Origin of the sequence: Massilia jejuensis, assembly GCF_042656795.1 — a bacterium.
GTDB classification, from domain to species: Bacteria; Pseudomonadota; Gammaproteobacteria; order Burkholderiales; family Burkholderiaceae_D; genus Telluria; species Telluria jejuensis.
This window is the reverse complement of record NZ_JBHSMS010000036.1, coordinates 85748-109727: the sequence shown is the minus strand read 5'-3', so window position 1 is coordinate 109727 and position 23980 is coordinate 85748. Positions and strand designations below refer to the sequence as shown.

The 23980-nt window shown below is 64.2% G+C and carries 23 protein-coding genes and 1 tRNA gene; 9 read left to right on the top strand and 15 right to left on the bottom strand.

Annotated features, from left to right (window positions below; translation table 11 throughout):
• Nucleotides 1-43: 43 nt before the first annotated feature.
• Together ACFPOU_RS11140 and ppk1 are read right to left on the bottom strand one after the other, a co-directional pair.
• Nucleotides 44-505, bottom strand: coding sequence for a SixA phosphatase family protein (locus tag ACFPOU_RS11140; protein ID WP_379720771.1), 462 nt, complete (start codon nucleotides 503-505; stop codon nucleotides 44-46).
• Nucleotides 506-507: 2 nt separating this feature from the next.
• Entirely contained in the window at nucleotides 508-2637 is a 2130-nt protein-coding gene (ppk1, locus tag ACFPOU_RS11135) for a polyphosphate kinase 1 (RefSeq protein ID WP_379720768.1), read from the bottom strand.
• 164 nt (nucleotides 2638-2801) lie between these two features.
• Between ppk1 and ACFPOU_RS11130 the strand changes: the two genes are divergently transcribed.
• Entirely contained in the window at nucleotides 2802-3956 is a 1155-nt protein-coding gene (locus ACFPOU_RS11130; RefSeq protein WP_379720765.1) for a DUF3616 domain-containing protein, read from the top strand.
• 20 nt (nucleotides 3957-3976) lie between these two features.
• Here ACFPOU_RS11130 and ACFPOU_RS11125 read toward each other — a convergent pair whose 3' ends face one another.
• Both ACFPOU_RS11125 and ACFPOU_RS11120 read right to left on the bottom strand, forming a co-directional pair.
• A complete protein-coding gene (locus tag ACFPOU_RS11125) occupies nucleotides 3977-5122 on the bottom strand; it encodes a glycerophosphodiester phosphodiesterase family protein (RefSeq protein ID WP_379720762.1) in 1146 nt (381 codons plus the stop codon).
• Nucleotides 5122-7470 carry a TonB-dependent receptor gene (locus tag ACFPOU_RS11120; RefSeq protein WP_379720759.1) on the bottom strand — a complete coding sequence of 783 codons (2349 nt, stop codon included), beginning with the start codon at nucleotides 7468-7470 and terminating at the stop codon, nucleotides 5122-5124. The genes ACFPOU_RS11125 and ACFPOU_RS11120 overlap by 1 nt, the downstream gene beginning before the upstream one ends.
• A gap of 270 nt (nucleotides 7471-7740) precedes the next feature.
• On the opposite strand from ACFPOU_RS11120, the gene ACFPOU_RS11115 reads away from it, so the two are divergent.
• The gene (locus ACFPOU_RS11115; RefSeq protein WP_379720756.1) at nucleotides 7741-7947 is read left to right on the top strand and encodes a hypothetical protein; all 207 of its coding nucleotides are present in this window, start codon (nucleotides 7741-7743) and stop codon (nucleotides 7945-7947) included.
• Between the two features lie 2 nt (nucleotides 7948-7949).
• Here the strand turns inward: ACFPOU_RS11115 and ACFPOU_RS11110 are convergent, their stop codons facing one another.
• From ACFPOU_RS11110 to ACFPOU_RS11065, 10 genes are all read right to left on the bottom strand, one after another.
• Nucleotides 7950-8270, bottom strand: coding sequence for a transposase (locus ACFPOU_RS11110; protein WP_379720753.1), 321 nt, complete (start codon nucleotides 8268-8270; stop codon nucleotides 7950-7952).
• An 82-nt stretch (nucleotides 8271-8352) separates the two neighbouring features.
• Complete coding sequence (gene rng, locus ACFPOU_RS11105) at nucleotides 8353-9816, bottom strand: ribonuclease G (protein ID WP_379720750.1); 1464 nt, start codon at nucleotides 9814-9816, stop codon at nucleotides 8353-8355.
• A gap of 148 nt (nucleotides 9817-9964) precedes the next feature.
• Nucleotides 9965-10582 (bottom strand): Maf family protein, encoded by a 618-nt coding sequence (locus ACFPOU_RS11100; RefSeq protein WP_379720747.1) that lies wholly within the window; start codon nucleotides 10580-10582, stop codon nucleotides 9965-9967.
• A gap of 13 nt (nucleotides 10583-10595) precedes the next feature.
• Nucleotides 10596-11066: a 23S rRNA (pseudouridine(1915)-N(3))-methyltransferase RlmH gene (gene rlmH, locus ACFPOU_RS11095; protein WP_379720744.1), complete on the bottom strand. Its 471-nt coding sequence runs from the start codon at nucleotides 11064-11066 to the stop codon at nucleotides 10596-10598.
• Between the two features lie 17 nt (nucleotides 11067-11083).
• Nucleotides 11084-11788, bottom strand: a complete 705-nt coding sequence (rsfS, locus tag ACFPOU_RS11090) for a ribosome silencing factor (RefSeq protein ID WP_379720741.1) — start codon at nucleotides 11786-11788, stop codon at nucleotides 11084-11086.
• Complete coding sequence (locus ACFPOU_RS11085) at nucleotides 11788-12459, bottom strand: nicotinate-nucleotide adenylyltransferase (RefSeq protein ID WP_379720738.1); 672 nt, start codon at nucleotides 12457-12459, stop codon at nucleotides 11788-11790. Before ACFPOU_RS11085 ends, rsfS begins: the two co-directional genes overlap by 1 nt.
• 20 nt (nucleotides 12460-12479) lie before the next feature.
• A complete protein-coding gene (gene hemF / locus ACFPOU_RS11080) occupies nucleotides 12480-13391 on the bottom strand; it encodes an oxygen-dependent coproporphyrinogen oxidase (protein WP_379720735.1) in 912 nt (303 codons plus the stop codon).
• Between the two features lie 238 nt (nucleotides 13392-13629).
• A complete protein-coding gene (gene purD, locus ACFPOU_RS11075) occupies nucleotides 13630-14895 on the bottom strand; it encodes a phosphoribosylamine--glycine ligase (RefSeq protein ID WP_379720732.1) in 1266 nt (421 codons plus the stop codon).
• 28 nt (nucleotides 14896-14923) lie between these two features.
• Nucleotides 14924-15652 (bottom strand): YebC/PmpR family DNA-binding transcriptional regulator, encoded by a 729-nt coding sequence (locus ACFPOU_RS11070; RefSeq protein ID WP_379720729.1) that lies wholly within the window; start codon nucleotides 15650-15652, stop codon nucleotides 14924-14926.
• A gap of 77 nt (nucleotides 15653-15729) precedes the next feature.
• Nucleotides 15730-16512, bottom strand: coding sequence for a DUF2182 domain-containing protein (locus tag ACFPOU_RS11065; RefSeq protein ID WP_379720726.1), 783 nt, complete (start codon nucleotides 16510-16512; stop codon nucleotides 15730-15732).
• A 260-nt stretch (nucleotides 16513-16772) separates the two neighbouring features.
• Between ACFPOU_RS11065 and ACFPOU_RS11060 the strand changes: the two genes are divergently transcribed.
• The 4 genes from ACFPOU_RS11060 to ACFPOU_RS11045 are packed head-to-tail and all read left to right on the top strand — an operon-like array spanning nucleotide 16773 to nucleotide 19193.
• The gene (locus ACFPOU_RS11060) at nucleotides 16773-17666 is read left to right on the top strand and encodes a DMT family transporter (protein ID WP_379720723.1); all 894 of its coding nucleotides are present in this window, start codon (nucleotides 16773-16775) and stop codon (nucleotides 17664-17666) included.
• 11 nt (nucleotides 17667-17677) lie between these two features.
• Nucleotides 17678-18079 carry a methylglyoxal synthase gene (locus ACFPOU_RS11055; RefSeq protein ID WP_379721234.1) on the top strand — a complete coding sequence of 134 codons (402 nt, stop codon included), beginning with the start codon at nucleotides 17678-17680 and terminating at the stop codon, nucleotides 18077-18079.
• Nucleotides 18076-19053, top strand: a complete 978-nt coding sequence (locus ACFPOU_RS11050; RefSeq protein ID WP_379720720.1) for a quinone oxidoreductase family protein — start codon at nucleotides 18076-18078, stop codon at nucleotides 19051-19053. Before ACFPOU_RS11055 ends, ACFPOU_RS11050 begins: the two co-directional genes overlap by 4 nt.
• A complete protein-coding gene (locus ACFPOU_RS11045) occupies nucleotides 19050-19193 on the top strand; it encodes a hypothetical protein (protein ID WP_379720717.1) in 144 nt (47 codons plus the stop codon). Before ACFPOU_RS11050 ends, ACFPOU_RS11045 begins: the two co-directional genes overlap by 4 nt.
• A gap of 70 nt (nucleotides 19194-19263) precedes the next feature.
• Here the strand turns inward: ACFPOU_RS11045 and ACFPOU_RS11040 are convergent, their stop codons facing one another.
• A complete protein-coding gene (locus ACFPOU_RS11040) occupies nucleotides 19264-19911 on the bottom strand; it encodes a DUF4136 domain-containing protein (protein ID WP_379720714.1) in 648 nt (215 codons plus the stop codon).
• A gap of 192 nt (nucleotides 19912-20103) precedes the next feature.
• Here ACFPOU_RS11040 and pepN point away from each other — a divergent pair, with 192 nt between their 5' ends.
• The 3 genes from pepN (at nucleotide 20104) to ACFPOU_RS11025 (ending at nucleotide 23965) form a co-directional block, all read left to right on the top strand.
• A complete protein-coding gene (gene pepN / locus ACFPOU_RS11035) occupies nucleotides 20104-22749 on the top strand; it encodes an aminopeptidase N (protein WP_379720711.1) in 2646 nt (881 codons plus the stop codon).
• Between the two features lie 34 nt (nucleotides 22750-22783).
• Complete coding sequence (locus ACFPOU_RS11030) at nucleotides 22784-23785, top strand: class 1 fructose-bisphosphatase (protein ID WP_379720709.1); 1002 nt, start codon at nucleotides 22784-22786, stop codon at nucleotides 23783-23785.
• A gap of 104 nt (nucleotides 23786-23889) precedes the next feature.
• Nucleotides 23890-23965, top strand: a tRNA-Thr gene (locus ACFPOU_RS11025).
• Nucleotides 23966-23980 lie beyond the last annotated feature (15 nt).

Genomic DNA, 23980 nt, shown 5'->3' with positions numbered 1-23980 from the left:
AAGGGGCGGGGCCAGGCTGTGCTGGCCAAACCGGTCCAGCGCGTCAACGCATCTTGCCGATCAGCTCCGGTCCGACTGCGAGCCGGATGAAGGGCGTGCTGTCCTCGGCGTCCGACCCTTTGATCCAGAACACGCTTGCCTTGCGGATCTTCCAGGGCTGCGGCGCGCCCGTTACGATCAGCGACGCCAGTTCGCCCAGCAGCGGCTGGTGGCCGATCAGCAAGGCGGGAAAGCGGTTTCCGGGCCAGCCGCAGACCTCGAGCATGCGTTCGGCTGTCGAATCGGTGTTCAGGGCTTCATGAATCGTGTAATGTCGCCTTAGGGCGTCCGCAGTCTGCAGGCAGCGCACGGCCGGACTGACCAGCACACGGCAATGTTCCGGTAGCTGATGATCGAGCCAGGCGCCGACGCGCGCCGCTTGGCGCCGCCCCTTCGAGGTGAGGGCACGCTTGGCGTCCCGTTCCCCGTCTTCCGCTTCGGCGTGGCGCCACAGAATTAGGTCCATGCCTATTCTCCTTTTGCCGGGTCGCCGTTGGCGCCCGCTCCAAGCATCTCCATCAGCGTTTCCTGCGCGTTGCAGGACTTTTGCCCGGAGCGCGGCTTGCGGCGCCGGTATTCACCGTCGCTTCCAAGCTCCCAGGCGCTGACATTGTCCTTCAGGTAGAGCTGCAGGCCTTCGCGCAGCAGTCGCTTCTTCAGCGCCGGTGAGTTGACCGGAAAAGCCACCTCAATTCGGCGCATCAGGTTGCGGTTCATCCAGTCGGCGCTGCTCAGGTAAATATCGTGCTTGAGGTTGTTGCGGAAGTAGAAAATGCGGGTATGTTCCAGAAAACGCCCTACGATAGAGCGCACCTTGATGTTGGCCGAGAGCCCTGGCACGCACGGTCGCAACGAGCAAGCGCCGCGGACGATGAGGTCGATCTTCACACCATCGGCAGAGGCTTCGTATAGGGCACGGATGACGGTTTCGTCGATCAGCGAATTCATCTTTGCAATGATGCGCGCGGGTTTCCCTTCCCGCGCGATCGCCGCTTCCTGGCGGATCGCGCGCACTATCTCCTTCTGTAGCGAAAACGGCGCTAGCCATATGCAGCTGAGCTGCTTGGGCTTGGTCATGCTGGTAAGGTGGATGAAGACCTCGTTGACGTCGGCGGTCAGGGCCGGGTCCGCCGTGAGCAGGCCAAAATCGGAGTAGAAGCGGGCCGTGGTCGGGTTGTAGTTTCCGGTGCCGAGGTGGGCATACGGGCGCAATCCGGCCGTTTCGCGGCGCAGTACCAGCGCCATCTTGGCGTGGGTCTTGAGGCCGACGACGCCGTACACCACCTGGGCGCCGGCTTCTTCGAGGCGCTCAGCCCAGTTGATGTTCGCTTCCTCGTCGAAGCGCGCCATTAATTCGACGATCACCGTCACTTCCTTGCCTCGCTGGGCGGCGCTGATCAGCGCTTCCATCAGCTCCGAGTTCATGCCCGCGCGGTAAATCGTCTGCTTGATCGCCACGACCGCCGGATCGGTCGCCGCAGCCTGGATGAAGTCGATCACGGGCTGGAACGATTGGAAGGGATGATGAAGAAGCACGTCCTGGCGCGCCAAGGTACCGAAGATGTCGTGCGGGTTGAGCTTGGCCGGAAAGCCCGGTGCGAAGGGCGCGAACTTCAGTTCGGGCCTAGCATGGCTGTTGACGATTTCAAGCAGGCGGCCCATGTTGACAGGACCATCGACGGCAAATACCCTGCTGTCCTCAATGCAGAACTGATCGCGCAGGAAATTCGAGAGGTGCGCCGGGCAGCCGCGCCCGACTTCGAGGCGGACCGCGAAGCCGTATTGTCGGCTGTGCAGCTCGCTTTGAAGCGCCTGGCGCAGGTTTTTCACTTCTTCTTCGTCGACCCATAAATCGCTGTTGCGCGTTACCCGGAACTGCGAATAGGCGACGACCTCGCGCCCGGTGAACAAGTCCGGCAAATGGGCCTGGATTACCGAGGATAACAGGCAATAGGAGGCTCCCGGCCGGTCCGACAGCTCATCGGGCAGGCGGATCACGCGCGGCAGCACGCGCGGCGCCTTCATAACGGCGATAGCGGTGCCGCGTCCGAAGGCATCCTTGCCGGAGAGCTCGACGATGAAGTTCAAGCTCTTGTTGACCACACGCGGGAAGGGGTGGGCCGGATCGAGCCCGACCGGGGTTAGCAGAGGCCGCACTTCCTTGTCAAAGTATTGTTTCACCCAGGCGCGCTGGGCCGGATTGCGGTCGCCGCGACGCAGCATGTGAATGCCGTTTTCGGACAGGCGCGGCAAGATGTCGTGGTTAAGGAGCGCATACTGGCGAGCGATCAGGCGCCGGCATTCCTCGCTCGCGCGGGCCAGCGTTGCCGCGAGTGTTTGCGGCATGCCGTCCATGCCGCGGTCCATTCTGTGCTGGGCCAGCAGGCTGGCAACCCGCACTTCGAAAAATTCGTCGAGATTGGTACTGACAATGCACAGGAAGCGCAGTCGCTCCAGTAAAGGCACCCGCTCGTCCTCGGCTTGGCTCAGGACACGTCGATTAAATTCAAGAAGGGACAGTTCACGGTTCAGGAACTGGCTTGCGCGGTCGAGCACGGGCGCCGGGCGCGCCTCGTCATGTTTCACCTTCTTTTCCATTTTGCGGCGCGAATTCATGCGAAAAGATCAGTATCGTTGCCAAATGTGTCAGGCATGTTACATACGGTTCAGGCTGAACACGGAAGATTATCATCAGCGCAGTTTCGGGCGCGCGCAGCTCGGCAATAGCGCGTATGCTGCCAGAAATCACCATTGGAGAGCACATGCATCCGACGAATATCGTCTTGCTTCAGTTTCATGCGGAGCACGACAATCTCACGCACGACAAGGAACTGCGCGATGGCCTCTCGGTTGTGCTGCGCATGGGCCGCACGCTTTGGCTGGCCAACGACGAGACGGTCAGCTTGGAGCGCCTGACGCTGGAGGAAACAGACAGCACCGGTCGCACCAGCTTTACGCGCGACCACCGGCAGTACAGGCTACACGACTTCCTGCGGCTGCCGCTTCCGCCACATGGCGAAACGCCGGCCGACATCAACGAGGTCGACATCGAAGGCCTGGCCTGCGACAGCAAATATTTATGGCTGACGGGCTCGCACAGCCTGCGGCGCAAGCAGCCCAGGCATGATGACAGCGTGAAAAAGGCTCACAAGCGGCTGTGTTCGGTGAGTGCGGACGGCAACCGCTACCTGATTGCGCGCATTCCATTCGTCGAGGACGACGAACAGCCAGGAACTTCCACCCTGATCAGGGAAACGGGCCGCAAGGGCAGGATGCGCACTGCGGCAATGCTGCGCGGGGACGAGCACGGCAACGAGCTGACCATTTTGCTGGCCGCCGACCCACATTTTGGCCCCTTCCTGGCAATTCCGGGCAAGGATAACGGCTTTGACATCGAGGGTATCGCGGTGGTCGGCAAGAATTTGCTCCTGGGACTGCGCGGCCCGGTGCTGCGGGGCTGGGCGGCGATCGTCGAGATCGCGCCGGTCGATGATGCCGAGGCTGGATGGTTGCGGCTGGGGCCGGTCGACGCCGATGGACAGTTGCTACGCAAGCACTTCCTCGACCTGGGAGGGCTGGGCATCCGCGATCTGTGCGTGCAGGGCGACGACTTGTTGATTCTCGCCGGGCCGACCATGGCCCTGGACGGGCCGGTGTACGTTTACCGCTGGGTCGGCGGCGCATTGGCGCAGAGGGATGCCGTAGTATCGGCGGACCGGCTCGAACGTGTCCTGGCGCTGCCGTACGGCGCGGGAGTAGACCATCCTGAAGGCATCGCCCTGTTCCACGACAAAAGCGGCGCCAGCGACGAGCTGATGGTGGTCTACGATGCCGCCTCGCCCGGGCGCCAGATCGGCGAGAGCACGGTGCTGGCCGACGTGTTCGCCCTGCCGCGTTCTAAGAAGCGCAAGGGCTGACGGCGCCCGAAGGTGCCGCCTCAGGGGCCGATCGCGCTGCGTGCCAGCGCGCTGTCGTCGGAAAACAGACCATCGATGCCGGTCTCGAGGTAGCGCCGCATCTCGGCGACGGAGCCAGCTTCGTTGCGTGCGTCCGGGCCGTCGCCATTGCGGAAGTCCGCTGGTAGGAAAGCGTTCTCGGGACGGAAGGTCCAGGCCACGACCTGAAGTCCGGCCCGGTGGGCGTCCGCCACCAGGGTTGTCGGCTTGGCAAGGCGCTCGTCGGTGCCGAGCGGGATGACGGCGCGCGTGATCGGCGCCAGGACATCGGCGTATTCCGCCAGCTGGCGCAAGCCTCGGGGCGACACCATCTCGCCATAGGTCAGGCTGCCGCCGGACAAGGCTACGTCGGCTGGGCGAACGGCATCATAGCGGCCGCCCGCCACAACCAGCTGGGCCAGTCGCACGTGTGTCGAGCGACCCAGGGTCTTCCTCAGTGCCTTGAGATTCGCCGTTTCGAACGACTGTACCGTTACGGGGGCGCGCCGGGTGTAGGCGTGCGCGTTCAGGGTCGATACCAAGCGCTCTTCGAGCGCCAGGCCGGCGGTGGCAAACCAGGTCGAGTGCTTCAGCTCCGGGATCAAGCCGATCGTGCGGCCGCGTGCAGCCGCCTCAGCGGCGACGAAATCAATGATTTCTTCGAGGCTGACTACTTGAAACTGGCCGTCGTGGCAGGTACCACGCATCTTCGGCAGCCGTTCCACGGCGCGCAGCATCTTTAGTTCGTCCAGGGTAAAGTCGGAGACGAACCAGCCCTCGTGCGCTTCGCCGTCAATGAGTTTGCGTGTCTTGCGGTGGGCGAACTCTGCGTGGGCTGCGACGTCGGTGGTGTCGGTGATCGCGTTCTCGTGGCGCGCCACCAGCACACCGTCCTTCGTACAGACGAGGTCTGGCTCGACGTAGTCGGCGCCGTCCGCGATTGCCTTGGCATAGGCGGCCAGCGTGTGCTCGGGGAAGAGGGCGCTGGCGCCGCGGTGGGCGTAGAGGGACGGCGTCGGGCCCGGTATTGGACGCGTGGCCGGGGACTGCCCCAAGGCCAGACGCGGGAACGCCGTCAGCGCCATGATGCCGCCGAAGCCCCGCAGCAAGCCGCGCCGGGCCGCGCCGGCAGGAAGGATGATCGGCATCAGATATCCGCCTTCAAGTTAAAGAAACCCATGCGCGGCGGGATCGGATAGGTAGCGTAGCTGCCGCCGGCCTGACCCACGTTCGGCTGAAGCACGCCCTTGCGGTTGGCCAGGTTGGTCACGTTAACGCTCCAGCGCATGTTCTTCAGCAGGCTAGTGGTCAGCGGTACCTTGCCCGAGACGTTCAGGCCGAGCAGGAAGTAGCTACCCACGTTCAGGTCGTTGGTATAGGTCGCGTAGCGCTTGCCGACGTAGTCTCCATGCAGTTGAATCTCAATGTCCGCGCCCGCCTTGAGCGTGGCGATGAACTTGTTCATCCATTCGGGCGTGTTCGGCACGGTCTTGCCTGCGGTAGGGACGGTGGTCGTGCCTGAAAGGTAGCTGTCCTGGTAGCGCGAGCGGTTGTACGACACCGCATCATAAAACGAGAACGCGCTGCCGAAGTGGAAGGTGCCGCCCAGGTCGACACCGTCGGTCTTCACGCTACCGACGTTCGACAGGATGGTGGTGCCGCCTGCGAACGAGGTGATGATCGGGTTTGAGCTGATCGCGAGCTGGCGGTCGCGGAAGTCGACGTGGTATAGGGCCACCTGGCCGTCGAAGCCGGTAAGCGGGCCGAGGCCAAGCTTGCGCGAGCCACGCAGTCCGAGCTCATAGGTGACGGACGTTTCCGGTTTCGCAGTGGCCTTGAAGTAGTCGAAGGCCGCCTGCGAAGACAGGCTCCACGGCGAATTGCCGCCACCGCCGTAGGTAACGAACTGGCGCATGTTCTTCTGGATGTTGGCAAACACTTGGACGCTATCGGACATGTCCCAGCGCGCGCCGACTTGCGGCAGTAGCCATTTTTTGGTGGTGATCTTCCCTTCCGGTAGTCCTTGCGAGCCACCGCTGAGGGTCGCAGGCAACTGCTGCACCGGGAAGATACCCTCGGCGAATTGCAGGCTCGACTTGACGCCGCCCTGCAGCGTCAGGTCCGGGCGCAGCTTCCATTCATCCTGCAGGTGCAGCTGGACGACGTTGTTGTCGATGTCGCTGCCGTACTGCGTGATGAGCGGGTTCGACGGGCGCTGGTAAGGCGTGCTCGGACTGTTCACGTCGAGTGGGTACCAGCGTCGGTAGGCGCCAGAATTATTATGCTCGAACCAGAAACCAGCCTGGATGCGGTGCGCGCCCAAGTCCCAGCGCAATGTCGATGTCAGGCCCTGGCGGTTGATCTTGTACTCGGTGGTGCGGGTCGCGTAGCCGGAATTGCCGAACACGGTTTTTAGATTTTGGTTCGGATAGTAAGCGCGGAACAGCGCAGGCAGGCCGGCCTGGTTGATTGGACCGGCTACCACCCCGACGCCGTCGTTGTGGTGGAAATAGTACTGGTTGGTCCAGGTGACGTCATCGTTGAAGTAGGCGTCGTACCTGACGTAGGCCAGCTTGTCGGTGCGCTGAGCGTCGCTGTAGTAGTTGCGGAAATTCGCACCAACGGCTGCTGGTGGCGCACCGTTCGCATCGAGGTAGGTGAGCGCGGCCGCGAAATCCGGATACAGGAAAGGGCGCGTGTAGGGAGCGGCCATGCCGGCCTGGTGCAAGGTCGAATCTTCGTTCGGTTCGATCTTGTCTGACCAGTCCGCAAAAATGGTCAGCTTGCCGCTGTCGCTCTGGTGCACGAACTTGGCGTTGATCTGGTCATTGCTTTGGCGGCCATCGAAATCCCACGCCTTGGCTTCGTGGCGCAGGCCCGAGATATAGAAACGGTTGCCGCCTCCGAGCTCGCCCGAATCGAAACGCAAGAAGCTACGGCTGGTTTCGTGGCTGCCCACGGTCTGCTGCAGGTTGACGTTGCGGCGGCTTTGCGGCTCGATGGAATAGGTTTCGATAGTGCCGCCCAGGTTACTGGTCGAGGGCGTACCGATATCGCCGGCGCCCGTCGACAGGACGACGCTCCTGACGTTCTCGCTGGTAAGGGCGCGCTGGGGCGCCAGCCCGTTGTAGTTGCCGTATTGCTGATCGCCGAGCGGAACGCCGTCCATTGTATAGCCAAGCTGCTGGCCGTTGAAGCCATGCACGAACAGCGACAGGTTCTGCTCGTTGTTGCCCCATGGGTCGGCGGTCTGGAAGCTGACGCCGGGCAATGCCTGCAGGGCTTTTAGCGGGTTTACGCCCGGCATCACTTTCTGAATCTCGGTGCCCGACATGGCCACCGCGGAGCGTGTCTTGCGGGTCGATATCTCCACGGTAGCAACGGCACCTGCCGGCGGGGTGTCCTGGATGATCGGTGCCTCGGCTGCGGCGGCCTCGTCGGCCGGGGCGGCGTGTGCCAGGGAAGCGCACAAGGCGCCGGCGGCAATGGCAATCATGGAAGGGCGTATGATCGCGGAAAGGTGGCACTGTTTCATAAGCTTCATCAGGTAGGTTGGAAGTAACTGAAGCGTAAGCTTGCAAGATGACTAACACGTGACAGCGCGATGACCCTTTAATGACGGGTATCATGCGCCTGTCGCTGCCAACACACTGTCATCATGCTGTCATGATGTCGGTGCATCCTGAGGCATGCGCCAGGCACGAGCGCTCGATCCTCGTCCTGGGTAAGGAAGACGAGTAGGCTTTATGACTAGTGGGATATATTGATGAATGCATCAACAATCGAACGGCGTTCTCTTTCGCACACCGGCACCAGCGGCGCCGAATACGATGCCTGCATCGTGGAGTGGGGACTCAAGTTGCAGCAGAGTGCGAGTACCGTCAGCGCGGTCGAATACATGAAAAACCGCGGGGTCGACGCTGCGGTGATCGTTCGCGTCCTGACCAGTTGCGGCAGGCGTATCGTCGACTAAAGTCAAACGGTCGGCTTCCTGATGACGTGGTCATCGAAGCCGTCCATACGGCGCCGGTGGTTCGCCACCAGCTTGGTTTCGAACCTGCCTGAACGGTCGTGCGGAATCGTCAGGCGCATCCGCGCCCCGCGTTCCAGGACGGTCTTGCGGCCGCTGCCATTGCGGTGCTTACCCTCGTCTTCCTTGTCTGCCAGGTAATGGCTCAGCTCGGCCGCCGGCATGCGCTGTGCCCGCATCTTCTCGAGTTTGCCGGCCAGGCCTGATTTGCCAAGGATCGATTCGGCACCCTTGTTCTCGACCTGGTCCAGCAGCTGATCGATCAACGCGACGGGGACGACGCCATGTCGTTGAGTGATTATTTCACAATAAGAATTATTAGGTCTCTGATTTGATGTCAGATTCTGCTTACATAAGAATCACGTCGTACTGTTCCTGGTGGTAACCCTTTTCCACCTGCAGCGAGATTTTCTTGCCGATGAAGTCGCCCAGCATCGCGAGGTGCTGCGATTCTTCTTCCAAGAACAGGTCGACCACTTCCTGCGAGGCAAGGATGCGGAATTCGCGCGGATTGAATTGCTTCGCCTCGCGCAGCAGTTCGCGCAGGATTTCATAGCAGATCGTGCGCGAGGTCTTGACCTGGCCCTTGCCGGAGCAGGCCGGGCAGGGCTCGCACAGGATGTGGGCCAGCGACTCGCGCGTGCGCTTGCGGGTCATCTCGACCAGGCCGAGCGCCGAAAAGCCGCTTACCGAGACCTTGGTGCGGTCGCGCGCCAGGGTTTTCTTGAGTTCGGCGAGTACCTGGTTGCGGTGCTCGCTGTTTTCCATGTCGATGAAGTCGAGGATGATGATGCCCCCCAGGTTGCGCAGGCGCAGCTGGCGCGCGATCGCATGCGCCGCCTCCAGGTCCGTCTTGAAGATGGTATCGGCAAAATTGCGTCCGCCGACATAGCCGCCGGTATTCACGTCGATCGTCGTCATCGCCTCGGTCTGGTCGACGATCAGGTAGCCGCCCGATTTCAAGTCCACGCGCCGGCCCAGCGCGCGCAGGATTTCTTCTTCGACGCCGTACAGGTCGAACAGCGGACGCTCGCCCGTGTAATGCTGCAAGCGCGCCAGCACGCTCGGCGTGTAGACCTTCGCGAATTCCACCAGCATGGCATGGTTTTCGCGCGAGTCGACCTGGATCGTCGCCGTTTCGTCGTGCACGAAATCGCGCAGCACGCGCTGGGCCAGGTTCAAGTCCTGGTACAGCAGGCTGGTGGCCGGACGGGTGCGGGCGCCGGCCTGGATCGCGGCCCAGGTCTTGCGCAGGTAATCGATGTCGGCGGCAAGGTCGGTGTCGGACGCTTCCTCGGCCTGGGTGCGCACGATATAGCCGCCTTTTTCATCGGCCGGCAGCAAGAGCGCCATGCGCGAGCGCAGCAGTTCGCGGTCGGCTTCCTTTTCGATCTTTTGCGAGATGCCGATGTGGTTATCCTGGGGCAGGTACACCAGCATGCGCCCGGCGATCGAGATCTGGGTCGACAGGCGCGCACCCTTGGTGCCGATCGGGTCCTTGATCACCTGCACCGTCAGCACCTGGCCGTCGAAGAGCAGCTTTTCGATCGGCGTGGGCGGGGTATTCGAATTGTCGTGCGGGCGCGCTTCCCAGATGTCGGCCACGTGCAGGAAGGCCGCGCGTTCCAGGCCGATGTCGATGAAGGCCGACTGCATCCCCGGCAGCACGCGCACGACCTTGCCCGAATAGACATTGCCGGCCAGGCCGCGCGTGAGCGTGCGTTCGATGTGCAACTCCTGCACCGCGCCCTGCAGGACCAGCGCCACGCGCGTTTCCTGCGGAGTGATATTGATGAGGATGTCTTCGTTCATGGCACGTCGCGCACTGGGATATTGTTCAGAGTGCCATGATACACGCTGGGCAAGGCGGAAGGCGGGGGATCTGGCGGTTGCAGGGATGAAGCGTGCCTCCCGACTCCGCGCGGCATGCCGGCACCGCGGCCGTGCCGCGGTGCGGCGCCTAGATCAATACGCCGGCCTTGCGCAGCAAGCCCGCCGTCTCGAACAAGGGCAAGCCCATGATGCCCGAATGGCTGCCCTCGATATGCTCGACGAACAGCGCCGCCATGCCCTGGATGCCGTAAGCGCCCGCCTTGTCGTAGGGCTCGGGCGTGGCGCAATAGGCGCGGATCGCCTGCGGGGTCAGGCGCGCGAAGCGCACGTTCGACACCTGCGTCACATGCTCGGCCATGTCGGTGAAATGCACCGCCACCGTGGTCAAGACCTGGTGGGTGCGGCCCGACAGGCGCTCGAGCATCGCCATCGCCTGCGCCGGGTTGCCGGGTTTGCCGAGGATCTCGTCGTCCAGCGTCACGGTCGTGTCGGCCGTGAGCACGGGACGCAGCGGCTGGCGGCGCTGTTGCAGCATGTTCCAGGCGAAGGCGCCTTTCTCGAGCGCCACGCGCACCACGTATTCGTGGGCCGGTTCGGCCACGTGCACCTCTTCCGTGACGTCGGCCCCGCGCGCGGGATCGCTGCGTAGCATCAGCAAGTCGAAGTCCACGCCGACCTGGCGCAGCAGTTCGCGCCGACGCGGACTTTTCGAGGCGAGATAGATTTTTTTGTCGAGCACTTTCATGGGGGACCTGGCGTCAGACGCGGTGGTACGGATGGTGTTGGGTGATGGACCAGGCGCGGTACAGCTGTTCGGCCAGCATCACGCGCACGACGCCGTGTGGAAGCGTCATGCTGGAAATGCGGATCAGGCCGTCGGCGCGCGCCTTGAGTTCAGGGTCGAGGCCGTCGGCCCCGCCGATCAGGAAGGCCGTATCGCGGCCGTCCTGCTGCCAGCCCAGCAATTGCTGGGACAGGCCGACACTGGTCAGGTCCTTGCCGCGTTCGTCGAGCGCGATGATGCGCACGCCTTTCGGCAAGGCCGCTTCGATGCGGTCGCGTTCGAGGGCCATCGCGGTGGCGGCGGTCTTGCTGCCGGAACGTTCGACCGGCTTGATTTCCTTGAGCACGATGCGCAGCTCGGGCGGCATGCGCTTCGTGTACTCGGAAAAACCGGTTTCGATCCAGGCAGGCATTTTATGGCCGACCGCGGCGATGATCAGTTGCATTGAAACGTACAGGTAGATTACTCGGCGGCCTTCTTGGCCACGCGCTTGATGACTTTCTTCACCGGTGCGGCCTCGGCTGCCGCGGCGGGCACGGCGACCTTGCGCTTGGGCGGCTTGGCCTTGGTGGCCTCGACGGCGGCGATCTCGGTCCGGCTAGGCGCGACCGTGATGGTCTTGCCGACGGCTTTCGAGACGGCCTTGGCAGCAGGCTTTTTGGCCGGCGCCTTGGTCGCAGCGGTCTTGAGCGCCGTGGCGCGCTTGGCGGCAGGCTTGCGCTCATTGACCGGCTTGACTTCCGGCGCCTCCTGGTTCGCGGCCAGGTGCTTCGACTTCACCTTCGGCTCGGCGGCATCGAGCGCTTCGGCGGTCGACTTGCGCTTGGCGGCGCCGAGCTTGACCGGCTTCTCGCCCCAGATCTCTTCGAGACGGTAGTACTGGCGAATCGCCGGCTGCATGATGTGGACGATCATGTCGCCCAGGTCGACCAGCACCCATTCACCGGTGTCCTCGCCTTCCATGCCGACGATGTCGCCGCCGGCTTCCTTGACCTTGTCGCGCACTGAAGCGGCCAGCGCCTTGGTCTGGCGGTTCGAGGTCCCCGAGACGACCGCAATCCGGTCGAACAGGCTGGTCAGCCCGGTCGTATCGAACAGCACGATCTCCTGGCCCTTGACGTCTTCGAGGGCGTCGACGACGACCGTTTGCAGTTTTTTGATATCCATTAGCTCTTGTATAAATTATGTTGTTGAATATAGTCTAGCACTACCGGCGGGACGAGCGAGTTCAAGACCGCCCTGGCGTCCGTGCCCGGTTCGCCACCTCCGTGCAGCAGCGCGCGCACCTGCGTGGCCGAGATATCGACCGCCAGGGTGTGCGCCAGGCACACCAGGCCGGCAGGCGTGGCGCGCACCCGTTCCGCCGGCGCCAGGCGCGGCGCCAGTTCCTGCGCCACCGCGGGCGGCAGCGCTTCCTGGTCCAGGGTGTAGCCGGGCCGCGCCGCCACCCCGATGTTGGCCAGCTCGAACAGCGCGCGCCAGTCGCGCCAGCTGTCGAGGTTCTGCAACTGGTCGGCGCCCATCAGGAAGACGATCGAAGCATCCGGCCCGAGTTCCGCGCGCAGTGTGCGCAGTGTCTCGACCGTATAGGTCGGGGTGCCGCGCGCGAGTTCGCGCCCGTCGACGGTCACCGGCAAGCCGCTGTCGCGAAAGGCCAGTTCCAGCATCGCCACCCGCGCCGCGTCGCTCGCCTGCAAGGCCGATTTCTGCCATGGCCTGGCCGGCAGCACGCGCAGCTGGCGCGGCTGCAGCAAGGCGCAGAACAGCCGCGCCAGCGCGACGTGGCCATGGTGGACCGGATCGAAACTGCCCCCGAGCAGGGCGACGCAGGCGCTCACGCTCGCACTCGCTGACTGGCTCACCGGGCGAGCCAGTCCCGGTGCGGCAGGAAGTCGGTGTACAGCGCCGCCTCGGCGCTGCCCGGTTCAGGGTGCCAGTCGTAGCGCCATTTCACGATCGGCGGCAGCGACATCAGGATCGCTTCCGTGCGTCCGCCCGACTGCAGCCCGAAGTGGGTGCCGCGGTCCCAGACCAGGTTGAACTCGACATAGCGGCCCCGGCGGTAGGCCTGGAAATCGCGTTCGCGCTCGCCGTACGGCGTATCCTTGCGCGCTTCCAGGATCGGCAGGTAGGCTTTCAGGAAGCCGTCGCCGACGCTGCGCACCAGCGCGAACGCCTCGTCGAAGGGCAGCTGGTTGAAGTCGTCGAAGAAAATCCCGCCGATGCCGCGTGCTTCCTTGCGGTGTCTGATATAAAAATATTCGTCGCACCACTTCTTGAAACGGCCGTGCAGCGCCTCGCCGAAAGGCGCCAGCGCATCGTGGCAGACCTGGTGGAAATGGCGCGCGTCGCCCGCATTGCCGTAATAGGGCGTGAGGTCCATGCCGCCGCCGAACCACCAAACCGGCTCCTGTCCGGCGGCGGTCGCCTCGAAAAAACGCACGTTCATGTGGACCGTCGGCGCATACGGGTTACGCGGATGCAGTACCAGCGACACGCCCATCGCTTCCCAGGCGCGCCCGGCCAGTTCCGGGCGCGCGGCCGCCGCCGATGGCGGCAGGCTGAGGCCGGTCACATGCGAAAAATTCACGCCGCCGCGCTCGAGCACATTGCCTTCCTCGATCAGGCGCGATATGCCGCCGCCGCCTTCGGGCCGCTCCCAGCTGTCCGTCAGGAACGGCTTGCCGTCCACCGCTTCCAGGCCCGCGACAATGCTTGCCTGGAGGTCGAGCAGCCAGGTTTTGATGGCGGTTGGGGAGGGCGTGGACATGGTGGAACGGATCGGGAAAGAAAAACAAGAGGGCGATTGTACACTGCGGCGTGGCGTGGCGGTACGAATCGGGCCGCGTTTGACGGCATGGCGTTCGCCTGGCGCCGGCATTCGGCGCGGCACGCCGGTGCCGGAATCGACACGCCGTGCCTGCCAAGCGCCGCGGTCGTGAAAAAAAACGCGCCGCCGGACGAAGGGTCAGGCGGCGCGCGGCAACAAACCGTTTAGTCACTTTCCGTTATTTCAGCCCGCGCCACCCGATATCGCGCCGGAGCTGCGCACCATCGAAGCGAATCTTGTCCACGCCCTCGTAGGCCTGCTTCTGCGCCATCCTGACGCTGTCGCCCAGGCCCACCACGCAAAGCACGCGCCCGCCATTGGTCTGCAGCGTGCCGCCGACGATGGCCGTGCCGGCATGGAAGGTCACGCATTCGGGCGTCTCGGCGGGAATTCCCTCGATCGCGTCGCCCTTGCGCGGATCGTCCGGATAGCCGGCGGCGGCCATCACCACGCCGACCGCCGTGCGCCGGTCCCATTCGAGTTCGACCGCATCGAGGGTGCCGTTGCAGGCATGTTCCAGCACGGTGAGGTAATCGCTTTTCAGGCGCGTCATGATCGGCTGGGTTTCCGGGTCGCCCATGCGGCAATTGAATTCCAGCGTGCGCGGGTTGCCTTCGCTATCGATCATCAGGCCGGCGTACAGGAAGCCGGTAAACACGATGCCATCCTTGGCCATGCCGGCAATGGTCGGGTTGATGATCTCGCGCATCACGCGCGCATGCATGGCCGGCGTGACGATCGGGGCGGGGGAGTAGGCGCCCATGCCGCCCGTATTCGGGCCTTCGTCGTGGTCCTTCAGGCGCTTGTGGTCTTGCGAGGTGGCCATCGGCAGGATGTTCTTGCCGTCGCACATGACGATGAAGCTCGCTTCCTCGCCGGCCAGGAATTCCTCGATCACGATGCGCGCGCCGGCGTCGCCGAAGGCGTTATCGGACAGCATGTTGTCAACCGCCGCATGCGCTTCCTCGAGCGACATGGCCACGACGACACCCTTGCCGGCCGCCAGGCCGTCGGCCTTGATGACGATCGGCGCGCCATGGGCGTCGATGTAGGCGTGGGCCTGGTCGGGGCGGGTAAAGGTCTGGTACTTCGCGGTCGGAATGCCATGGCGCTGCATGAAGGCCTTGGCGAAATCCTTCGAGCTTTCCAGCTGCGCCGCTTCGCGCGTGGGTCCGAAAATCTTCAGGCCGCGGGCGCGGAACAGGTTGACGATGCCGGCCGCCAGCGGCGCTTCCGGACCGACCAGGGTCAGGGCGACGTGCTCGGCCACCACGAAATCGGCAAGGGCCGCCGGGTCGGTGATCTCGACATTGACAAGGCGCGGGTCGGCTGCGGTGCCGCCATTGCCAGGCGCGACATAGACTATCTGCACGCGTTCGGATTGGGCCAGTTTCCAGGCCAGGGCGTGTTCACGGCCGCCAGAGCCGACTACCAGGATCTTCATAGGGGTGCTCGCGCTTATGTTCGTCAGCTTATTCGTCGTCGATGACGGCGTTGGTATAGACTTCCTGCACGTCGTCCAGGTTTTCCAGCGCGTCGAGCAGCTTTTGCATCTTCAGTGCGTCGTCGCCGGCAAATACGGTTTCGGTGGCAGGCTTCATGATGACTTCGGCCACTTCGGCCTTGAAGCCGGCCTTTTCCAGCGCGTCCTTCACGCCGGAGAAGGCGAATGGATCGCACAGCACTTCGAAGCCGCCTTCCTCGTCCTGCAGCACGTCTTCGGCGCCCGCTTCGAGGGCGGCTTCCATCAGCTTGTCCTCGTCCACGCCGGGCGCGAACAGGAACTGGCCGGTATGCTTGAACATGAAGGCGACCGAGCCCTCGGTGCCCATGTTGCCGCCAAACTTGCTGAAGGCATGGCGCACTTCGGCCACGGTGCGCACGCGGTTGTCGGTCATGCAGTCGACGATGATCGCCGCACCGCCGATGCCATAGCCTTCGTAGCGTACTTCTTCGTAGTTGACGCCTTCGAGTTCGCCCGAACCGCGCTGGATGGCACGGGTGACGTTATCCTTGGGCATGTTGGCATCGGCCGCCTTGTCGATGGCCAGGCGCAGACGCGGGTTGGCATTGATGTCGCCGCCGCCCATGCGTGCGGCGACCGTGATTTCCTTGATCAGTCGGGTCCAGATCTTGCCGCGCTTGGCATCGGTCGCGGCTTTCTTATGCTTGATATTGGCCCATTTGCTGTGTCCAGCCATGTCGAGAATTCCTTAGACGGTATGCAAGAATGGCCGACATTCTAGCATGCGACCCGTCCGCCAAAGGGCATTCCATCTTATGGAAACAGCAACAGTGTCCCCCACGCAACTAGGCCCAGCCCACCCACGCAGGCGACGACCGAACCGGCCGGCATCAGCTTTTCCAGCATCACCAGCGCCGCCAGGCCCAGCAGCGCGCCCAGGTGGGTGACGCCGGCGGCAAACAGCAGCAGCATCAGCAGCCCCCAGCAGCCGACACAGTACAGGCCGTGCGTGCAGCCCATGCGCAGCGCGCCGCGCAAGCCGGGACGCCAGCCGGTCAGCACGAAGGTCAGTGGCGCCCGGCAATGGCGCAGGCAGGCGTGCTTGGCCGGCGTCCACTGGTAGGTGCCGGCGGCCACCAGGGCCAGCCCGCAGGCGCTCGGGTTGACGATGGCCATGCCGGTATCGAGTGCGCCGGCGTCGTGCAGCGCCCATTGGGCCAGCGTGGCGCAGGCGCCGAAGCCGATCCAGACGAACAGGTAGCCGAGCACGAACGCGAGCGTGCCGAGATTCGGGAAGCGCACCGCCTGCGCCAGCCGGTTGACGTGGGCGAACAGCAGGATGACCGGCGTGGCCGCCGGCAGGGTGATGGCCGAGAGCATCGCGCCCCACATCGCCGCCACCAGCACCAGCTCGGGCATGCGATACGGCTGGGGGATGAGCGGCAGCGGCGCCGACATCGCCGGGTCGAGCGTGGCGATGCGCAGGGCGCGAAATACCAGGCAGGCCCAGCAGGTGGCGACGAGCAGGGCCAGGCAGGCGATGAGCAGCGCACGCTCGCGCCCGGGCTGGGTGTCGACGCGGATCAGGGAATTCATCGGAACGCTCCCCGGCGGGCCGGCGGCCCGCCGCGGCAGGGACGCGGCCCATCATGGCCAGGCCACGGAAGGCCGGCCCACGGAAGGCCGGACGACTGCTTCATGCTCGAGTTCGGCATTGTTCCTCCGCAAGGTAAATGGTTGTCCAGTTTGGACTGCGGAGTCGGCCTTGCGTTCCGAGGCATTGCCGAGCCCGATTTTGTGCTTGGCCGTACAATCGTCGGATGACCCTGCCTGAACCCGCCGCGACTGCAACCTCCATGCCACGCTCGGCATTGATTGCCGGCCTTGCCATTGCCATCGGCGGCGCTGTTTTGTTTTCCACAAAGGCCGTGGTCGCCAAACTGCTGTACCGGCACCACATCGATGCAGTGACATTGATCGCCTTCAGAATGCTGTTCTCGCTTCCGGTGTTTGCCGCCGTCGCCTATTGGAAGATGCGCACCGAGGCGCCGCTCAGTGGGGCGGACCGCTGGCGCATCGCCGGCCTCGGCCTGGTCGGCTACTACCTGTCGAGCACGCTCGATTTCCTGGGCCTGCAGTACATCTCGGCCGGGCTCGAGCGCCTGATCCTGTTTCTGACGCCCACTTTCGTGCTGGTCATCAGCGCCACCGTTTTCAAAAAACGCATCGGCCCGTTCGAATGGGGCGCCCTCGGGCTGTCCTACTGCGGCATCGTGCTGGTGTTCTTGCACGACCTGGCCGGCGGTGCCGGCGGCGCCGGCGGCACGGCGACCGGCGCGCTGTTCGTGTTCGGCTCGGCGGTCTGCTATGCCGTCTACCTGCTCGGCACGGGCGAGATGGTGCGCCGGGTCGGCTCGCTGCGCCTGGTCGCCTACGCGATGTGCGTTTCCAGCCTGGCGTGCCTGGCGCAATTTTTCCTCCTGCGGCCGGTGCAATTGCTGGTGCAGCCGCTGCCGGTGTACGCCCTCTCGCTCGTGAACGGCATTTTCTGTACTATCTTCCCGGTGTTCATGACGATGGCGGCGGTCGGGCGCATCGGCGCGGCTACCGCCTCCCAGGCCGGCATGGTCGGCCCGGTGTCGACGCTGTTCCTGGGTTATCTGGTGCTGGGCGAGCCGGTCACGGCGGTGCAACTGTTCGGCACCGGCCTGGTGCTGTCAGGCATCGCCTTGCTGTCCCTGAAAAAATAAGGAAAGAGGCAATAAGCATGAAGCCACGCATCGCCCTCATTGCGCACGACAAGAAAAAAGACGACATGGTCACCCTCGCCGGCGAATATCGCGAGTTCCTGGCCGGCTGCACGCTCACCGCCACCGGCACCACCGGGGCGCGCCTGATCAACGAGTTGGGCCTGGCGGTCGAATGCATGCATTCCGGCCCGTTCGGGGGCGACCTGCAGATCGGCGCCCAGCTCGTCATGGGAAACATCGACTGCGTGGTGTTCCTGCGCGACCCGATGACGCCGCAGCCGCACGAACCCGATATCAACGCGCTGGTGCGCGCCTGCGACGTGCACGACATCGCCTGCGCCACCAATGTATCGACGGCCCACCTGGTACTGGGCCAACTCATGTTAATTAACAACAAGGAGATTCAGGCATGAAGGCCAAGGCAATCCGCATGACCCGCACCGGCGGGCCGGAAGTACTGGAATACGTCGACGTCGAGGTGGGAGAGCCGGGGCCCGGCGAGGCGCGCGTGCGCCAGCATGCGATCGGCCTGAATTTCATCGACGTCTATTTCCGTACCGGGCTGTATCCGATGCCGCTGCCTTCCGGCCTGGGGCAGGAAGGCGCGGGCGTGGTCGAGGCGGTGGGCGAGGGCGTCACGCACGTGGCGCCGGGCGACCGCGTCGTCTATGCCGGGCGTCCGAACGGCGCCTACAGCGCGCTGCGCACCATGCCGGCCGATATCCTGGTGCGCCTGCCGGACGCCATCGGGTTCGAGACGGCCGCCGCCATGATGCTGCAGGGCCTGACGGTGCAATACCTGTTCAACGGTACTTGCCAGGTCAAGCCCGGCCAGACCATCCTGTTCCATGCGGCCGCCGGCGGCGTCGGGCTGATCGCCTGCCAGTGGGCGCGCGCGCTCGGGGTGAACCTGATCGGCACGGTCGGGTCCAAGGAAAAGGCGGCGCTGGCGACGGCAGCCGGCGCCGCGCACGTGATCAACTACAACGAGGAAGACATCGTGGCGCGCGTGCTCGAGATCACCGATGGCGCGAAGCTGCCGGTCGTCTACGACTCGGTCGGCAAGGATACCTTCATCCATTCGCTCGACTGCCTGCAGCCGCGCGGGCTGATGGTCAGTTTCGGCAATTCGTCGGGCGCGGTGCCGCCGTTCTCGCTGGGCGAGTTGGCCGCGCGCGGCTCGCTCTACATCACGCGGCCTTCGCTGGCGGCCTACACCGCCACCCGCGCCGAGCTCGAAGCACGCGCGGCCGACCTGTTCGCGATGGTCGAGAGCGGTAAAGTGCGCATCGACATCCGCCAGCGCTTCCCATTGGCCGAGGCCGCCGCCGCCCACACCGCGCTGGAAGCGCGCCGGACCACCGGTTCGACGATCTTGCTGCCATGAGGGAGTTCAGCGACGATAACGAGCCGCAGGAGCCGGGCACGGTCGGCGAACCGAAGTTCGGGCGCCTGCTCATCGTGCTGCTGCTGGCGGTGCTGCTGGTGGTGGCCATCACGTTCGCGTCGGAAGCGTATTTTTCATGACGCGCGCAGCGCGATGCATGTCAAGGCCGGAACGCGAAGGTTCCGGCCTTGACATGCATCGCGCTGCCGTTCATCCATGCTTGCGCTGCAGCTCCACCCGCCGCGCCACGCCGCTCGGCCCCGGGAAGCCCGCGAACGCGCTCTGCACCAGCGCCGGCATCACCACCGGCGTCGACAGCTCGCCGCTCATGTTGTGGACGGTGACGTCGAACAGGCGTTTGCCGGTCGCGTCCTTGATCGAGACCTGCAATTCCCGCCGGTACTGGTGCTCGATCGAGACCTGGTAGGCCGGGAACGGGTTCCAGAACGGGTCGTAGAACGGGTGGTGCCAGCCGGCCCAGCGGCCGCGCGGACCGAAGCGCGGACCGAACCGGGGGCCGAAGCGGTGGTAGGAATAATCGTAGAACGGCGGCGTCACCGGATGCACGACGCGCACCGGCACCTCGGTGGTACTGAAGCGCATTGCCACCTTCAGGGCGGCCGCGCCCAGGTTGGCCTCACGGAAACCCAATTGCGCCAGTTGCCCGCGCACCAGGTTTTGGTAGCTCTGGTATTCGAGCGTATTGTCGACGCTCGGCGGCGCTTCGAAGACATAGCTCTTGTCCTGGATCTGGGCAGGCCACTGGTGGAAGGTCGTGACATCCGAACGGATGGTGGTGGCACACCCGCCCAGCAACAGCGCGGCGAGCGCCATTGTGACTGCGATCAAGCGTTTCATGCGGTTTCTCTCCGGTTTACTGACCTTCTATGCCCAGAATCAGGGTGCGCCAGTTCGTCAATTTTCGCAGATAAATTTACACCTAGTTACCAAGACCACACTCCGACACAGTCGGCCGCAAAAAAAACGCGCGAGCCAGGCAAACCCTTGTTGGTAAAATACGCGCTTCTTGACTGTATTTTCGGACATCCCATGCGCACCGACACGCCCCAGACGGTCTACCGGAAAGACTACACCCCGCCCAGCTACCTCGTGGAAACCGTCGAACTCGGCTTCGACCTCGCACCCGCGCGCACCATCGTCGCCAACCGGATGACGATGCGGCGCAACCCGGACAGTGCCCAGCGCGAGATCGAGCTCTACGGCGAGAACCTGGAACTGGTGGCGCTGCGCATGAACGGCAAGCCCCTGGCCGAGGGCGACTACCGCATCGAAGGCAGCCTGCTGACGATTCCCGATACCCCCGAAGAAGTGACGCTCGAAATCGAGACGATCTGCGTGCCCGAGCAAAACACTACGCTCAACGGCCTGTACACGTCGAACGGCAATTTCTACACCCAGTGCGAAGCCGAAGGGTTCCGCGCGATCACCTGGTTCCCCGACCGTCCGGACGTGATGGCCGTCTTTACCGTCATGCTGCGTGCCGACAAGGAAAACTACCCGGTGCTGTTGTCGAACGGCAACCTGGTCGAGGAGGGCGATCTGGGCGACGGGCGCCACTATGCCAAATGGGAAGATCCATTCAAGAAGCCGAGCTACCTGTTCGCCCTGGTCGCCGCGCGCCTGGTCTGCCAGGAAGAAACGTTCAGCTTGAAGGACGGGCGCGATGCGCTGCTCCAGGTCTGGGTCGAGGACGGCAACCTCGACAAGACCGACTACGCCATGCAGTCGCTGAAGAACAGCATCCGCTGGGACGAGGAACGCTGGGGCCTGGAACTCGACCTGGACCGCTTCATGATCGTCGCGGTGAGCGACTTCAACATGGGCGCCATGGAAAATAAGGGCTTGAACATCTTCAATACCAAGTTCGTGCTGGCCAATCCGCGGGTGGCGACCGACATCGACTTCCAGGGCATCGAAGCGGTGGTCGGCCACGAATACTTCCACAACTGGACCGGCAACCGCGTCACCTGCCGCGACTGGTTCCAGCTGTCGCTGAAGGAAGGCTTGACGGTCTTCCGCGACCAGGAATTTTCGGCCGACATGATCGGCACCGAGAGCGGCCGCGCGGTGGGGCGCATCGACCAGGTGCGCACCTTGCGCCAGGCCCAGTTTCCCGAAGATGCCGGCCCGATGGCGCACCCGGTGCGTCCCGACTCCTTTGTCGAAATTAACAATTTTTATACCGTCACGGTCTACGAGAAAGGCGCCGAAGTCGTGCGCATGGTCCAGACCCTGCTCGGCCGCGAAGGTTTTCGCAAGGGCATGGACCTGTATTTCGAGCGCCATGACGGCCAGGCCGTGACCTGCGACGATTTCCGCCGCGCCATGGCCGACGCCGGCGGGCGCGACCTGACCCAGTTCGAGCGCTGGTACAGCCAGGCCGGCACCCCGGTGGTGCGCGCCGAAACCCGCTACGACGAGCGCGGCAAGACCTACACGATCACCCTGTTCCAGTCGTGCCCGCCGACGCCCGGCCAGCCGAACAAGCTGCCCTTCCACATTCCGGTGGCCGTCGGTTTGCTGGGCGCGGACGGGCGCGACATGGCGCTCAGGATCGGCGGCAAGGATGCCGGCACCACCACCGTGCTCGAGCTGACGCAGGCCGAGCAAAGCTTCGTCTTCGAAAATATCGCCGAGCAGCCGACGCCTTCGATCCTGCGCGACTTTTCCGCGCCGATCGTCCTCGATTTCAATTACGGAGACGCCGACCTGCTGCACCTGTTCAGCCACGACAGCGATGCCGTGAACCGCTGGGAAGCCGGCCAGCGCCTGGCAATGGGCCGCTTGCTGAGGCTGACCGGGGAAGCGGGCATCGATGCGCCGCTGAACCTGGACGATACTTTCCTGATGGCACTCGGCAAGATCCTGAATGACGAAACGCTCGACCCGGCGTTTCGCGAGCAGGCGCTCCTGTTGCCCTCGGAAGGCATGATCGCCGAGCAGATCGAGGTGGTGAACCCGATGTCGATCCACCTGGCGCGCCAGTTTATGCGCGCCAACATCGGCGCCCGCCTGCGCGCCGAACTGCTGGCGCAGTACGCGGCGAACGCGACCCCGGGCGAGTACAGCCCGGATGCTTTGTCGGCCGGCAAGCGTGCCCTGAAAAACCTGTGCCTGGCCTACCTGACCGCGGCCCAGGATGAAGAGGGCCTCGCGCTGGCCCAGCGGCAGTTCGACGAAGCCGGCAACATGACCGACCGCGTCGCCGCCCTCGGCGCGCTGGTCCATGCGCGCGCGCCGGGTGCCGACGCCGCCCTGCAGCGGTTCTACGACGACTTCCAGGACGAGCCGCTCGTCATCGATAAATGGTTCGCGATGCAAGCCTCGAACGCGACCACCGACGTGCCGGCCGTGCGCGGCCTGATGCGCCATCCGGCCTTCAACCTGCGCAATCCGAACCGCGCGCGCAGCCTGATCTCGAATTTCTGCGCCGCCAATCCGGTCCAGTTCCACGCACCGGACGGCAGCGGCTATGCCTTCTGGGCCGAGCAGGTGATCGCGCTCGACGCCCTCAACCCGCAGGTGGCCAGCCGCCTGGCGCGCACGATGGACCGCTGGCGCCGTTACACGCCAGAGCTGCAGGAGCAGATGAAGAAGGCCTTGCAGCAGGTCGCCGGGCAGCAGCGCCTGTCGAACGACGTGCGCGAAGTCGTGGGCAAGGCGCTCGCCAATTAAAATCAGACACATCAATCCAAGCAAAAGGAAGTTCATGAAACGCGTCAGTCTCACGCAGCACCTGGTGGAGCAGCAGCGCCTCCACAATTCCATCCCGGCCGAACTGCGCCTCCTGATCGAGGTCGTGGCCCGTGCCTGCAAGCGCATCAGCTATGAAGTGAGCAAGGGCGCGCTGGGCGACATCCTCGGCAGCGCCGACACCGAGAACATCCAGGGCGAAGTCCAGAAGAAGCTCGACGTGATCTCGAACGAGATCCTGCTCGAAGCGAACGAATGGGGCGGCCACCTGGCGGCCATGGCCTCGGAAGAGATGGAAAGCATCCACCCGATCCCGAACCGTTATCCGAAGGGCGAGTACATGCTGCTCTTCGATCCGCTCGACGGCTCCTCGAACATCGACGTCAACGTCTCGATCGGGACCATCTTTTCGGTCTTGAAGGCGCCGGAAGGCATGGGCGAGCCGACCGAGGAAGCCTTCCTGCAGCCGGGTTCGGCCCAGGTTGCCGCCGGCTACGCCGTGTACGGCCCGCAGACCATGCTGGTGCTGACCACCGGCGACGGCGTGCACTGCTTCACGCTCGACCGCGAGCAGGGTTCCTGGGTGCTCACCCAAAGCGACATCCAGATCCCGGCCACAACGAAAGAGTTCGCCATCAACATGTCGAACAAGCGCCACTGGCAGCCGCCGGTGCAGCGCTATATCGACGAGATGCTGGCCGGTAAAACCGGCGCGCGCGGCAAGGATTTCAACATGCGCTGGATCGCCTCGATGGTGGCCGACGTGCACCGCATCCTGAACCGCGGCGGCGTCTTCATGTACCCGGCCGACATGCGCGACCCGTCGCAGCCGGGCAAGCTGCGCCTGATGTACGAAGCGAACCCGATGGCGATGATCGTCGAGCAGGCCGGCGGCGCCGCCACCGACGGCGTCAACCGCATCATGGACATCGCCCCGCACAAGCTGCACCAGCGCGTGCCGGTCTTCCTCGGCTCGAAGGAAGAGGTCGAACTCGTCACCCGTTACCACGCCGAGTAGGCAGCTTTTTTGGCTACACCAGCGAGAAATTGCAGAGTCGCACTAGCAAGTTCGGTCGGTTGTTTGCTAGAATACGGCTCTTCGTCGGGTTCGCCCGGTGTAGAGCCGCTGTAGCTCAGTTGGTAGAGCAGCGCATTCGTAATGCGAAGGTCGCCAGTTCGATTCCGGCCAGCGGCACCAGGACATGCAGTAAGA